Genomic DNA, 13847 nt, shown 5'->3' with positions numbered 1-13847 from the left:
CTACTTATCGGTTACTTCTGCTTTATCCACTTTTTGGAAACCACGCGGCAACTTGTTACCACGGCGGCCGCGCTCACCTTTGTAATGTTCCAGATCGGACATCTTCAACGTGATATGACGCTTGCCCGAATGCAGAGTAAGGCACTGCCCCGCATTAATCACATTCACCGATACAATAAACTCTTCACGCGCTGCCGCACGCGCCGATGGAATGTTCATGATTTTATTACCCTTACCGCGCGCTAATTCCGGCAATTCGGTAATCGGGAATACCAATAAACGACCATCGTTACTCACCGCGGCAAGCAGTGCTTGCTCGGGATTATCGATTAACTGCGGCGGCAACACCAGCGCAGCCTCAGGCAGTGTTAACAGCGCCTTGCCTGCTTTATTTTTACTGACCAGATCATCCAACTTGGCAATAAAACCATAGCCCGCATCAGATGCCAGCAGTACGCGCTGCTGATCGGCGCCCATCAAAGCACCTTCAAAAGTGGCACCACTCGGCGGACTGATGCGGCCACTTAATGGCTCACCCTGACCGCGCGCAGATGGCAAATTGTGTACAGGTAATGAGTAGCTGCGTCCGGTTGAGTCGATCAAAATAACTTGCTGATTGCTCTTGCCGCGCAATGCAAATTTGAAACTGTCGCCCGCTTTGTAGCTCAATCCTTCCGGATCAATTTCATGACCTTTGGCAGCGCGAATCCAGCCTTTGTCGGAGATCACAACAGTAACAGGGTCAACGCTTAACAATTCGGTTTCAGTCAGCGCTTGCGCTTCTGCACGAGCGACAATCGGTGAGCGGCGCTCATCGCCAAACTGCTCTGCTACTTGCATTAATTCTTTGCGCACCAGATTTTTTAATTTAATTGCGGAATCCAAAATCTTCTGCAAACCATCGCGCTCTTTAATTAACGCCTCTTGCTCTTCGCGGATTTTCATTTCTTCCAAACGCGCTAATTGGCGCAATTTGGTTTCCAGAATATATTCCGCTTGCATCTCAACTAAATTGAAACGCTCCATCAATACCGGTTTTGGATTTTCCTCTTCGCGGATGATGCGAATTACTTCATCCACATTGAGGAACACAATCATCAAAGCCGCTAAACGCAGCAAACGTTCATCGACTTTTTCCAAGCGATGCTGCAAACGGCGGCGTGTAGTAACAGTACGGAAACTCAGCCACTCATTTAAAATTTTATTGAGCGCTTTAACCGCTGGACGACCGTCAATACCGATCATATTCATATTGACGCGGTAGGTGCGCTCAAGCTCGGTAGTAGCAAACAAATGTTGCATCACCTGCTCTATATCCACGCGATTGGAACGCGGCACAATCACCAACCGTGTTGGGTTTTCGTGATCGGATTCATCGCGCAGATCAGCGACCATCGGCAATTTTTTTGCCTGCATTTGCGCGGCGATTTGCTCAAGAATTTTTGCGCCGCTCACCTGATGCGGGAGTGCGGTAATAATAATATCGCCTGACTCTTCGTCTTTTTGCCAGACCGCGCGCATGCGCACACTGCCGCGCCCGGTTTCGTACATTTTGATCAGTTCATCGCGCGGCGAAATAATTTCCGCTTCGGTTGGCATATCCGGCCCGAGAATGTGTTCGCACAACTCGCTCACAGTTGCCTGCGGGTTATCGAGCAAATACACGCAAGCATTGACCACTTCGCGCAAATTGTGCGGCGGAATATCGGTCGCCATACCTACCGCAATACCAGTGGTTCCGTTTAACAATACATTGGGAACGCGTGCGGGTAACACAATGGGTTCGTCGAGTGTGCCGTCGAAGTTAGGCTGCCAATCAACAGTGCCCTGCCCCAATTCTTCCAGCAACACTTCACTGTATTTGGTGAGGCGCGATTCGGTGTAACGCATGGCAGCGAAAGATTTCGGATCATCCGGCGAGCCCCAGTTACCTTGCCCGTCTACTAATGTGTAGCGATAGGAAAAAGGTTGCGCCATTAACACCATGGCCTCGTAGGATGCAGAGTCGCCGTGCGGGTGGAATTTACCGATCACATCACCCACGGTACGCGCGGATTTTTTGTATTTGGCGCTGGCTTTTAAGCCCAGTTCGCTCATCGCATAAACGATGCGGCGCTGTACTGGTTTGAGACCGTCGCCAATATGCGGCAGGGCGCGGTCGAGAATCACATACATGGAATAATCGAGATAGGCCTTCTCGGTGTAATCTTTGAGCGCAATACGCTCATCGGCCTCAGGCAGGGTAATTAGGTCACTCATTGAATATCCTGAAAATACAAAATTCAGATGGCTTTTATTTATTGATAAAAATCAACCGCGCGTTACTTATACTTTGCTCAAAAGCGTCCGATATTTTATTGAACATTTTTTACTGAATGATTAGTTATCAGCGCTTTTTGGCCGCCAGCGGAATCGAACCTTGTTCATTAATTCTCAGCGCGGGCAACCAGGCACTGAAATCCAGCTTGGCAGAAAAATTGTAATTTACAGTGTCTTTTACGCCATTGCGACTGAAGTGTTCAACCAATCGCACTAATTGCAGCACATTTGCAGAGACTACAACCTGCACCGGTGTTTCCTGATAAGCGGTGAGCGTGGGCAATTGATCACTCACTCCACTTAATACATCAAAGTTTTCAATTCCCACGGTATACGACATGCCGCGCAGCGTGAGGTCACGATCATTAGGATTGCCAATCAATAAATTGATTTGAATCGGTTGGGTCAGCCCTTGCGCTGGCAACATTTGCAGCCCGACTACTTTTACACTTGGCTGCTCCAACTTTGGCTGCAAACTTGAACAGGATGACAACATTAAACTACAGGTTATAAAAAAACCGATTGCTGCAGTTTTAACATTTATTCTATGGATTATTTCACCCGCTGCACGCAGTTTTTCATGGAAACTGAAAGCAAAACCCATTACCAACTCCTTTAACAACTCAAAATGTGAAAGCACGCACTTGCGCAATAATGTCAATGTGGTCTAATCGATCCTCTTTTTACTGACTATTTGTCTTTATTATTAACCCAGACACCGCAGTAAAATAATAAATCCGTAAAACTAGCGCAGTAAAATGAAATCCCGGGATAAGCAGCCAGCTGCTGGATTCACCCGACCAGTGACGGTCAGACTCTAGGTTTTATTAAGTGTAACTGACTATAACTATGCTAAATCCACCCAGTAAAACACTCATCAATCCGGATGATTTATTCGGCAGTCGCGATCTTCGTTTGCAAGAGCGCCGTGAATCCCAGTATCCGCAACTTATGCATTTATGCTCGGGGTTTAATTTTTCTGTTTTGCAATTGCAGCGCAAAACTTTTAGCCATCTCAGTCGCAAAATGGTGCCGAACGCGCTGGAATTTGTGTTGGCAGTTCACGATGAAACTACCAACTATTGGTACAGCATGACTCCCAGTCTGTCATGTTTAAAAACGCTGAATGATTACGCCAAACACTATGAGGTGGATATTCTGCATATGCATTTGTTTGGCGATGAGGATGAAGAGTACAACCAGTTTGCACAGAGCAGTTTTTATTGAGGCGATTTACTCGCCCATTTCCTGTTCAAACTCTTCTAACAGATCCAGCGGCTCTATTTCTTCACCTTCCAAATTTTCATTCCAGTTGACGCCGACCAAGAGCACATCGTCGTGCATGCCCGGCAGCCAATCTTCCAAAAACTCCATCAGATCCACGGCTACTACTTTGTAATCTTTCCAGTCGTCTTGACAGTGCGCGAGCGCAAAACTTTCTTGTGACCAGAATGGCATTACGTCCACATCGTCGTGCTCTTCAGAGCCGGTCAGCGCCCAACCATCAGGCCCTTCAAGACCCCATACGCAGCCTAACTCCATAGACTCCACAATAAAGCGATCCAGATTTTCTGCCAGATCATCACTTAAAGGGTCGGTGGCGATAATGTCACTCATACTAAATCCTCTGCCATTTATAAATCGAATTGCTATAAATTTAGCTGCGCCCCATTTGCCTTGAGCCAGGCGCGATCACCTTTAAAGCTCGGGCAGACGCTGGCAACCAGCGCCCAAAAATCAGGACTGTGGTTGTGATGGCGCAGGTGGCTAACTTCGTGAGCGACAAGATAATCGACTATAGCTTCCGGGGCTAGCAGTATCTGCCAGTTATATTGGATCGCCCCTTTGCTGGTGCAGTGACCCCATTTTGAGCGAGTTGCTTTGATGGTCACCTGTGAGCACACCAAGCCCATCGCACGAGTGAGCGCGATAGTTTTTTGCGTAAGGATGTTCAATGCCTGCTGTTGATACCAGCGTGCGAGCAGTTGGCGAATTTGCGTTTCATCGCTCTGGCGCGAGCGCGATGAGAGCAGCAGATGCAATTGATTATCGCGCCGGGCGATTGCAGCGACTGTACCACGCCCCAGCACCAGCGTTAATTGCTCATCCATAAACGGGATCTGACTACCCTGCGCATAGCCGCGCGGCTCAGGCAGATTGGCCAATGTTTGTTGCTGCTCGGCGATTTTCGCTCTAACCCAAGCGGCTTTTTGCTGCAAAAAATCCAGCAGCACAGATTGCGCCACACCCACAGGTGCGCGCACTACCACCTGCGCTTGGCGAATCTCAATACTCACGCTGCGTCGGCGCGCTGAGCGGGCGATAGAAAACTCAAATCCCAGCGGCGCGGCGGGCGGAGGCGACTTTTTCAGGCCAAACCACTCAGCCATTGTTATCGCCCGATGCAACAGCACTTGTTGCAGCAACACTTTTTACAACAACACTTTTTACAACAACAAAGGAAGGGAAATTCAGGAAGGGCACGGCACACCTCGCAGTCATCGAGGCAGCAACCATATCACAGTAGATGCTAGTCAGATGGCGCAAAATTCCAAATTCAATAAAACCCTAGCAGATGCGCTTTGCGTGCGACATAAACAGAGGTCATGCCCACCTCCATGCGGCGGGCGATAGCGGCTTCGCCTTTGAGCTCGCCATCGCGATAACGCTCCAGCGCATCGTAAAACATCGCAGTGAAATAGTCGGCATCGGCATCGCGCGGGGTAAACACCTCGATCCGACACATAGTCGCGTGGCAGCTAATGCTATTAACGCTGACCCGCTGTAAACCTTGGTGATGGGAAAACATCTCGCGCAGGGATTGCTCATAAGCACTCGCCCAAGCTGGATCGACAGCCTCCCGCTCGAACAGCGCTGTCGCTCGCTCATAAACCCCGTTTTCCACCTGATGAACCGCTGCGCGCGCGCTTTCCACATCCAGTGCGGCAGGTTCTTTTTCATCCACCGGATTTTCTACTATCGGCTCCACTTTTTGCGCAATAAACACAGCCGGTGCAGGTATTTCTGCAGTGGATGAAGGTGCATCAAAATGAGATTCATCAGCGCTAAGTTGCTCTACAGAAGCAGCCTTGCGCGGCTGATCAAACACCAAATAGCTTACCAAGGTCAGCAATGGCAAGGCCAATAACACCAACCAGAATGGCAAGGATTTGTACGCTACTTGTCGCTGCACAACACACCTCAACAACTATTCAATACCAACTATAAAGAACAAACATTTGCGACAGCCTTTCAGACAACAAACCGACAGCCACCCTCAAGCCGCTGCCGGTTGTTTTTCACAAGCTGCGTTTACTGGCAGGTCACCGCTGGCGTTTCAACGCTGCCGCCATTGGTAGTGCCTTGGAAGCCAAACTCGGCGGTTTGCCCTGCGCCCAAGGTGCCATTCCAACTCAAGTTAGTCGCTGCATAAGGGTTACTGCCGCTGAAGCTGGCATTCCAAGCATTGGAGATGCGGTTACTGCCCGCAAACTGCCAATTTGCCGCCCAACCAGACTTGGTTCCCGTACCGGTATTGGTCACGCGAATCACGCCAGTAAAGCCAGTCCCCCAAGAGTTGGTCACCACATAGCTGCAACTCAAACTACCTGTTCCTGCCGCGCTGGATGAACTGCTGGATATAGGCGCAACAGATGAAGAGGCAATTGAGGACGCTATTGATGACGGTATGGATGAGGAAGATCTGCTTGAAGACACTGAACTAGGTAATGAGCTGGGAACAGAACTTGAAACGACACTTGAGCGGCTGGACGAACTGGGAGCAGGTGTCGAACTAGATGCAACCGAACTATTACCGCCACCACCGATCTGCACATCGATACAACCGTGGAAGCGCTCATAAGTCGGCGGCTCACGTCCCCATTCGGCATAGATCACATGGCGGCCGGTGCGCGCTGGAACCGTACAAGTCGTGTGGATGTGAGCATTGCCTTTATCGGCGCGCACATTGGGATAAGCACCGGGGTTGTCATCGTTATAGGGGAGATCGCAGAAAGGCTGATCTTCAAAATCTGCCCAGGTCAGCTCGCGCCCTTCTTGGTAGACAAAGCCCGGCTTGGTGATCCAGTAACGGAAATCAGAGGTGTCATCAAAGTGCGGGCCGTTGCTGATATCCCAGGAAAACTCCTGAGCGCCTGAATTGATATTGTTCACCGGCCAGTTGATCGCATTATCCCAAGGCGTTTTTCCGCCTTGCCAGGTTTCACTGTCAAAGCCGCACACGTTTTTGGAGACTGGCCCCAGCACCTTGCGCCCTTGATGGTGATTCAACACGCTCATGTAGGAGTAACCGCCATTGAAATCATTGGCGAATGCAGCGCCGCATTCCGGGTATTGCGCAGTGCCGTTAAGCACCTCATCGGGCTTGGTCACCTTGCCACAGAAATAGTTGCGCGCACCGGGCTTATCGACAAATCCATGCCCGAAGCTCAATGCAGAAAAAGCGAGCAAGGCTGCGCCAATTCCACCTGTTTTGATGTAGTTCTTATTCATTTTTTATCCTCACTTAACCGAATGTAGACACGATTCCCGCGATCGGGAACCACCGTCACCATCGAGACGCCGATTGCTGCGCAAGCAGAAATGACCCGCACCAGCTGGCGAACCAGAAGGCGATGCACAATCAGAAGTCCAGCGAGTGCTTATGAACAGCTAAATCATAGGAGAGAGCACAACCATTTTATTATTGTTAAATCCGTCACCAGCACTTGGCAGCATGGCGACAAGTGGACAACCGAGTGGAGGATGTTCCGCCCCTGCGACAGCGCTGTCAAATCAATCGGGAACTGAGGCGCCAGAAAAATTTGCCGCATCCACCTGACCATCTAACAGTATGCGCACATAGAGCGATTTTGCCTGCGCCGCATTATCCACCTTCACCCAATAATAGCCGCGGCCGTTCTCGACTATCTGTGCCGCCGCTTCCGGCAGCTCGCGCCAGCTTGCGTCCAGCTGCGGCAAAGCCAGCGCCGGCAGCGGCTTGAGCGATGCAGCATGCGCGGTTGATAAAGCGATACCGACGGCTTTTTTCATGCTCACCGGCTGATGTTCATGCCCTTCGTGGGCAGATACTTGTACCGGCAGGGATAAGATCGCAACCACACCAAAAACCGCCCCCAGAATTACAGCCATAGATGCTAACCAAGGCTTCATACATCCTCCTTCGCTATTTGTTATTGGAATGGCTATTCGACCAAATTTTGAGCAGCGCAAACAGCGCCGGGTTCGCAAAAAACTCTGTTGAAGCCTACGCCTCTGGTCTGGGGAGTTTGTTACACTGCCGCATCTTTTTTCAGGCAGAGCCCTGCAGTCAGGAATATAAAAAATATATGAGCCCAAAATTCTTTATCGGGATGCAACATCTGGCACCACAACACACTCTGTCACGCGCTGCCGGCTGGTTGGCCAGCACCGAGACTGCGTTTATCAAAAACACCTTTATCAAATGGTTCGTCAAACGCTACAACGTGGACATGAGCCTCGCCGCAGAAGAAAATCCGCTCGCGTATAGTTGCTTCAACGACTTTTTTACCCGCGCGTTAAAACCCGGCGCACGCCCTATCGATAGCGCTGCCGATTCCATTGTCTGCCCCGCCGACGGCGCCATCAGCCAACTGGGCGATATAGTCGATGGCCGTATCTTCCAAGCCAAAGGTCAAACCTACACCACCTTGGAATTGCTCGGCGGCGATGAAGCCCTCGCCGCTGAATTTGATGGCGGCAGCTTTGCGACTGTGTACCTATCGCCGCGCGATTACCACCGCGTACACATGCCCTATGGCGGCAAATTGCGCTCGATGGTGAGCATTCCGGGCGAGCTGTTCTCGGTCAATACCGTCACCGCAGAAAACGTACCGCGTCTGTTTGCCCGCAACGAGCGCGCCGTCGCTATCTTTGATACCGACATAGGTCCAATGGCGGTGGTATTGGTAGGAGCCATGATCGTCGCAGGTATAGAAACCGTGTGGGACGGTCAAATCGCGCCCTTCGCCAGCCGCGAAATCGCCACCTCGCTCTACCCCTACCAAAACATCACCCTAAACAAAGGCGATGAAATGGGCCGCTTCAAACTCGGCTCAACCGCCGTAGTGCTCTTTGCCAAAGACAAAATGCGCTGGGACGAAAGCTACAAAGCGCTCAGCCCCACAAAAGTGGGCGAGAAGATGGGTTCAGTTAGCCAAGCTTGAATGCAAACAGAATAAAAAAGGCCGATCACTGATCGGCCTTTTTGCTAACAGGGGTGGACACTTACTGCGGATCACCCGGCAAATCTTTACGCAGTTCTACCGGTTTATCCTTCACTTTGCGCATTTTGATATTGATCATCTCAACTCCCAAGGAGAAAACCATCGCGAAGTAGATGTAACCTTTCGGCACATGCACATCGAAGCCTTCCACTAACAGGGTGAAACCGACGATCACCAGGAACGATAGGGCGAGAATTTTGATGGTCGGGTGAGCATCGACAAAGTCGCCAATCGATTTAGCGGCGAACAGCATCACACTCACGGCGATAATGATTGCAACCGCCATAATTTCTACTTGATCAACCAGACCAACCGCAGTGATCACCGAATCGAGCGAAAAGACGATATCGAGTATGGCAATTTGCAACAAGATGATCATCAAGCCATTAGCGGCCACCTGACGCTCAGACTCAACCGCACCCTCAAGGCTGCCGTGAATTTCGTGGGTTGCTTTGGCGATAAGGAACAAACCACCGCCGATCAGAATAATGTCGCGCCCGGAAATTTCCTCCCCAAGTACGCTAAACAGCGGGTCAACCAAGCCCATAATCCACGCCAACGAAAACAGCAGCGCCAAGCGCGTAATCATCGCCAGCCCCAAGCCTACATTGCGCGCAAACTTGCGCTGCTTCTCGGGCAGGCGCCCCACCAGAATCGAAATAAAAATAATATTGTCGATCCCCAATACAATTTCCAAGGCCGTCAGTGTTGCCAGAGCGATCCAGGCTTCCGGACTTGCTAACCATTCGAACATGTTTTTGTACTCATTGATTGATAACTCATAACCGCGCTGCGATTAAAAAAAACAGCACGGTTATCCGAAATTACGACCTTGCCTAAAATGGCGCAAAGCGGGCGGATTGTAGCCTTTCCCCTACACGGAGAAACATCACCCCGATGAAAACATTTTTACGAAAACCACTCGCCCCAAAAACAAAAACCGCAAGCTGGGCTTGCGGTTTTGAGGAGTCAGCAATACAGGATTGTTTAATTGCGATTGGTCAGTTTACTCAGCAGCGCCATCAGACCTTTTTTCTCAGTTTTCATCAGGTAGTGATCGCGAATGCCGGCGATATCCACATCGTAACTGCCCGGTTCCAGGTCACGCGCAATTTCGATCTTTTCAATTTCATAGCGAGTTTTTTTACCTGAATCTACCAGTTCCTGTTTGCGCTTATCATCATCGGACAAGTCCAACAGCAGATATTCCGGCATAGGCTGTTTGAACGCATCCAGCACCACAATCACGCGCGGCTTGAGGCGGCGTTCAAAGTTTTGCTCAACCACTACCGCGACTTCACCCGTGCTCAATTCGACCAAAGTGCCAGTGGGATAAAGGCCGATAGCGCGAATAAACTCCACTACCAGCTCTTCCTGAAATTGGATATTACGCAGCTCGTAAAGCTTGGCGACTGCTTTGGAGGGGGCGATAGGATGGCGCGAGCCGCGCGGATTGGTGACAAAATCGTAATAGGTCACGATACCGGCAATCTTGCCCAGCAATGGAATCTTGTCGCCCGATAAGCCCTGCGGAAAGCCGCTGCCGTTCAAGCGTTCACAGTGGGTTTTCACCACGCTAATTACACGCGGCTCCACCCCTGGAGTTTTGCGCAGGGTTTCGCAGCCTAACTCCACAAAGGTTTCGTAGAGTTTTTCTTCTTCAGGTGAACGTTCGGCTTTGGCTAGCAATGCCGAATCCAGCATCACCTTGCCCACATCTTTAAGCAAAACGCCCATTGCGAGCACGTCCAGATCGCGTTTAGGCAGGCCAATGTGGCGGCCAAACAAAATCGCCCACACCGATGAACGCACCGCGTGGCTGTAAGTATATTCGTCTTTTTCCTGTACGCGCGACAACCAGGTAAAGGCATCAGGATTGCGCAGTACACTATCCACCATTTCACTGGCGGTGCGTTTGGTTTCACCGAGCGACACACCATCAAACTGGTTTTTCTCCAGCTGATCCATGACTTCAACGACGGCACCGTAGACCTTTTGATGTAATTGGCGCGCTTTTTTCACCTCGCGCTGCAGAGGTTCCACTTCGCGGTACAGACCGCGTTGGATTTTGAGTGGGGCGACAGATTCGGTAAACGAGCTAACCCGCTCACGGGTAGTTTGCTTTTTGGCGGAGGGAGCTATGGTTTTGAGGTTGGCCGCAATCGGGCCGCGGCCTTTTTCAACATCGATAAAAACGTAATTACACAGTGCTTTGAGCTGATTGACCTCACCCAAATCGCGCAGATAAAAACCTTGCAAGGGAAACGGGGTTTGCGACCAAGGGCGGTCCAACCCGGATACATACATGCCGATGGTCAACTCATTGACATCAACTTTAACCTGCTTGATTCCCACGCCTAGTCTCCACATCACCCACAGGTGCGAATTATCTGCCTTATTAAAATCGAGTGCCGGAAACCCGGTTTGCACAGCAGCTCGCCGATCCAAGTCTGCTGCGCCACCTGATTCAGGTTCTAAATCTTCCTAAAAACCACCTTTATATTGCGTGGAGTGTAATCAAGAAATACGCGCCATGCCAGTTCCGACAAGGTAAAGGCGCGCCAACCAGCCCACAAGGTGCAGATTATTAGCAATCCTATTGATGATATTGCGCTGACAGCTCATGTACTGCGCTGATAAATGCACCTGCGTGAGCCGGGTCAACTTCAGGAGTGATGCCGTGGCCGAGGTTAAACACATGGCCTGAACCGGTGCCGTAAGCAGCGAGGATACTGCCTACTTCAGCGCGAATTCGGTCAGGGGATGCATAGAGGATCGTCGGATCCATATTGCCTTGCAGCGCCACCTTATTGCCAACGCGCGCGCGCGCTGCGGCTATGTCGGTGGTCCAATCTAGCCCCAGCGCAGTTGCGCCAGTTTCGGCCATCATTTCCAACCATTGACCGCCGCCCTTGGTAAACAGGATCACTGGAATCTGGCGACCTTCATTTTCCCGGATCAAGCCAGACACAATTTTCTGCATATATTTGAGCGAGAACTCCTGATAAGCCGCGTGCGATAAAGCCCCGCCCCAGGTATCAAAAATCTGTACCGCCTGCGCGCCCGCTTTGACCTGGGCATTGAGGTACACGGTTACCGAATCGGCCAGCACATCGAGCAAGCGATGCATCACTTGCGGCTGGTTGTAGAGCATTTCTTTGGCGCGACGGAAATCGCGGCTGGAACCACCTTCGATCATATAGGTCGCCAGCGTCCATGGGCTGCCAGAGAAACCGATCAGCGGCACACGGCCATTGAGTTCGCGGCGAATGGTTTTTACCGCATTCACTACGTAGGGCAAATCCTGCTCAGGGTTTATCACCTTGAGCGCATTGACATCAGCCTCAGTGCGCACGGCTTTCTTGAATTTAGGACCTTCGCCAGTTTCAAAGTACAACCCCAAGCCCATAGCATCGGGAATGGTGAGAATGTCGGAAAAGAGGATTGCGGCATCCAGACCGGGATAGCGATCCAGCGGCTGCAAGGTCACTTCACAGGCAGCATCGGGATTAGTGCAAAGCCCCATAAAATCGCCCGCGCGTTCACGGCTGGCGCGATACTCAGGTAGATAGCGACCGGCTTGGCGCATCATCCACACAGGAGTAACGTCAACGGGTTGCTTGAGAAGTGCGCGCAGGAAGCGATCGTTTTTGAGCTCGGTCATTTTCTCATCCTCAGCCAGCTGCATATGCGCCAGCAAATTCAAACCTTACATAGCATTAGCCCCGCAGGTGCGGGGCTAATGCATCTTACCGAATGACAATCCAGAACTTATTGCGCCAGATTGGATTCTTAAAACTTGTTTTGCAGACAATCAGATTTGCAGCCAATCACACTTTCAGATAGTCCAGAATACCATCAGCCGCTTCGCGACCTTCCCAGATGGCAGTTACCACCAAGTCGGAACCGCGCACCATATCACCGCCCGCAAACACTTTCGGGTTGGTAGTCTGGAACTTGAACTGTTGATGCTCAGGTGCAATCACACCGCCCCAGTCATTGGTTTTTACACCATTGGTTTCAAACCAAGGTTGCGGGCTTGGGCGGAAACCGAAAGCGATCAGCACTACATCCGCCGGCAGAATCTCTTCTGAACCTGGAACGACTACAGGGCTGCGACGACCTTTGGCATCTGGCTCACCCATTTTGGTAGTAACCACTTTAACGCCTTCCACTTTGCCGTTACCAACCACTTCAACTGGCTGACGGTTGTAGAGGAATTGCACGCCTTCTTCTTTGGCGTTGGCTACTTCGCGCTTGGAGCCGGGCATGTTTTCTTCATCGCGACGGTATGCACAGGTCACACTGCTAGCGCCCTGACGAATCGAGGTGCGGTTACAGTCCATCGCGGTATCACCACCGCCAAGAACGACTACCTTTTTACCTTTTACGCTGATGAAATCTTCGGCGTTTTTCTCAAAACCGAGGTTACGGTTTACGTTGGAGATCAGGAATGGCAGTGCATCGTAAACGCCTGCCAGATCTTCACCAGGGAAGCCGCCCTTCATGTAGTTGTAAGTGCCCATGCCCATGAATACTGCATCGTAATCGCGCAGCAATTCTTCCATGGTGATGTCTTTACCTACTTCGGTATTCAAGCGGAATTCAACACCCATTTCGGTGAAGATTTCGCGGCGACGTGACATCACCGACTTTTCCAGTTTGAATTCGGGGATACCGAAAGTCAGCAGGCCACCAATTTCAGGATACTTGTCGAATACCACCGGCTTAACGCCGTTGCGTACCAGTACGTCCGCACAGCCGATACCGGCAGGGCCAGCACCGATAATGGCGACTTTTTTGTCAGTCCAAACCACTTTGGACATATCCGGCTTCCAACCCATCGCAAACGCAGTGTCGGTGATGTACTTCTCGGCGTTGCCGATAGTCACAGCGCCAAAACCGTCGTTCAGGGTACAAGCACCTTCGCACAAACGGTCTTGCGGGCATACGCGACCACAGACTTCTGGCAGCGAGTTGGTTTGATGGCTGAGTTCAGCCGCTTCAAAAATATTGCCTTCGGAAATCAGCTTCAGCCAGTTAGGGATGAAGTTGTGTACCGGACACTTCCACTCACAATAGGGGTTACCGCACTCCAGACAACGGTGTGCTTGGCCTTCCACTTCTTCTTTGGCAAAAGGCTGGTAAATTTCCACAAAGTTGCGTCTGCGGGTTTCTATGTCTTTCTTGGTGGGGTCTTGGCGACCCACATCGAGAAATTGAAAATCATTGCTTAAACGAGTCATATAGAGATCCCCAGCC

Annotated in this window: 13 protein-coding genes; 2 read left to right on the top strand and 11 right to left on the bottom strand. The window is 50.9% G+C overall.

Features of this window, described 5'->3' with window-relative positions:
- Together parC and SPL68_RS05740 are read right to left on the bottom strand one after the other, a co-directional pair.
- A complete protein-coding gene (parC, locus tag SPL68_RS05745) occupies nt 1-2259 on the bottom strand; it encodes a DNA topoisomerase IV subunit A (RefSeq protein WP_323814118.1) in 2259 nt (752 codons plus the stop codon).
- 127 nt (nt 2260-2386) lie between these two features.
- Complete coding sequence (locus SPL68_RS05740; RefSeq protein ID WP_323814117.1) at nt 2387-2923, bottom strand: LEA/WHy family protein; 537 nt, start codon at nt 2921-2923, stop codon at nt 2387-2389.
- A 245-nt stretch (nt 2924-3168) separates the two neighbouring features.
- Between SPL68_RS05740 and SPL68_RS05735 the strand changes: the two genes are divergently transcribed.
- Nucleotides 3169-3546, top strand: coding sequence for a hypothetical protein (locus SPL68_RS05735; protein WP_323814116.1), 378 nt, complete (start codon nt 3169-3171; stop codon nt 3544-3546).
- 6 nt (nt 3547-3552) lie between these two features.
- On the opposite strand, the gene SPL68_RS05730 is transcribed toward SPL68_RS05735, so the two are convergent.
- The 5 genes from SPL68_RS05730 to SPL68_RS05710 all read right to left on the bottom strand — a co-directional run bounded on the left by SPL68_RS05730 (nt 3553) and on the right by SPL68_RS05710 (nt 7491).
- Nucleotides 3553-3936 carry a DUF2750 domain-containing protein gene (locus SPL68_RS05730; protein ID WP_323814115.1) on the bottom strand — a complete coding sequence of 128 codons (384 nt, stop codon included), beginning with the start codon at nt 3934-3936 and terminating at the stop codon, nt 3553-3555.
- A 32-nt stretch (nt 3937-3968) separates the two neighbouring features.
- On the bottom strand, nt 3969-4709 hold the full coding sequence (locus SPL68_RS05725; protein ID WP_323814114.1) for a M48 family metallopeptidase: 741 nt from the start codon (nt 4707-4709) through the stop codon (nt 3969-3971).
- 167 nt (nt 4710-4876) lie between these two features.
- Nucleotides 4877-5512, bottom strand: coding sequence for a hypothetical protein (locus SPL68_RS05720; protein WP_323814113.1), 636 nt, complete (start codon nt 5510-5512; stop codon nt 4877-4879).
- A gap of 119 nt (nt 5513-5631) precedes the next feature.
- Nucleotides 5632-6831 (bottom strand): lytic polysaccharide monooxygenase, encoded by a 1200-nt coding sequence (locus SPL68_RS05715; protein WP_323814112.1) that lies wholly within the window; start codon nt 6829-6831, stop codon nt 5632-5634.
- A 282-nt stretch (nt 6832-7113) separates the two neighbouring features.
- The gene (locus SPL68_RS05710; RefSeq protein WP_323814111.1) at nt 7114-7491 is read right to left on the bottom strand and encodes a DUF6488 family protein; all 378 of its coding nucleotides are present in this window, start codon (nt 7489-7491) and stop codon (nt 7114-7116) included.
- Between the two features lie 176 nt (nt 7492-7667).
- Here SPL68_RS05710 and asd point away from each other — a divergent pair, with 176 nt between their 5' ends.
- Nucleotides 7668-8525, top strand: coding sequence for an archaetidylserine decarboxylase (gene asd / locus SPL68_RS05705; RefSeq protein ID WP_323814110.1), 858 nt, complete (start codon nt 7668-7670; stop codon nt 8523-8525).
- Nucleotides 8526-8586: 61 nt separating this feature from the next.
- On the opposite strand, the gene SPL68_RS05700 is transcribed toward asd, so the two are convergent.
- From SPL68_RS05700 to SPL68_RS05685, 4 genes are all read right to left on the bottom strand, one after another.
- Nucleotides 8587-9339 (bottom strand): TerC family protein, encoded by a 753-nt coding sequence (locus SPL68_RS05700; protein WP_323814109.1) that lies wholly within the window; start codon nt 9337-9339, stop codon nt 8587-8589.
- Between the two features lie 233 nt (nt 9340-9572).
- Entirely contained in the window at nt 9573-10940 is a 1368-nt protein-coding gene (locus SPL68_RS05695) for an HD-GYP domain-containing protein (RefSeq protein ID WP_323814313.1), read from the bottom strand.
- A 241-nt stretch (nt 10941-11181) separates the two neighbouring features.
- Nucleotides 11182-12249, bottom strand: a complete 1068-nt coding sequence (gene hemE / locus SPL68_RS05690) for a uroporphyrinogen decarboxylase (RefSeq protein ID WP_323814108.1) — start codon at nt 12247-12249, stop codon at nt 11182-11184.
- 166 nt (nt 12250-12415) lie between these two features.
- Nucleotides 12416-13831 carry an FAD-dependent oxidoreductase gene (locus SPL68_RS05685; protein WP_323814107.1) on the bottom strand — a complete coding sequence of 472 codons (1416 nt, stop codon included), beginning with the start codon at nt 13829-13831 and terminating at the stop codon, nt 12416-12418.
- Nucleotides 13832-13847: the final 16 nt, after the last annotated feature.

It is taken from the genome of Cellvibrio chitinivorans (assembly GCF_035117775.1).
Taxonomy (GTDB): Bacteria; Pseudomonadota; Gammaproteobacteria; order Pseudomonadales; family Cellvibrionaceae; genus Cellvibrio; species Cellvibrio chitinivorans.
Note: the sequence above shows the minus strand (reverse complement) of the source record. Positions and strands in the feature narration are given on the sequence as shown.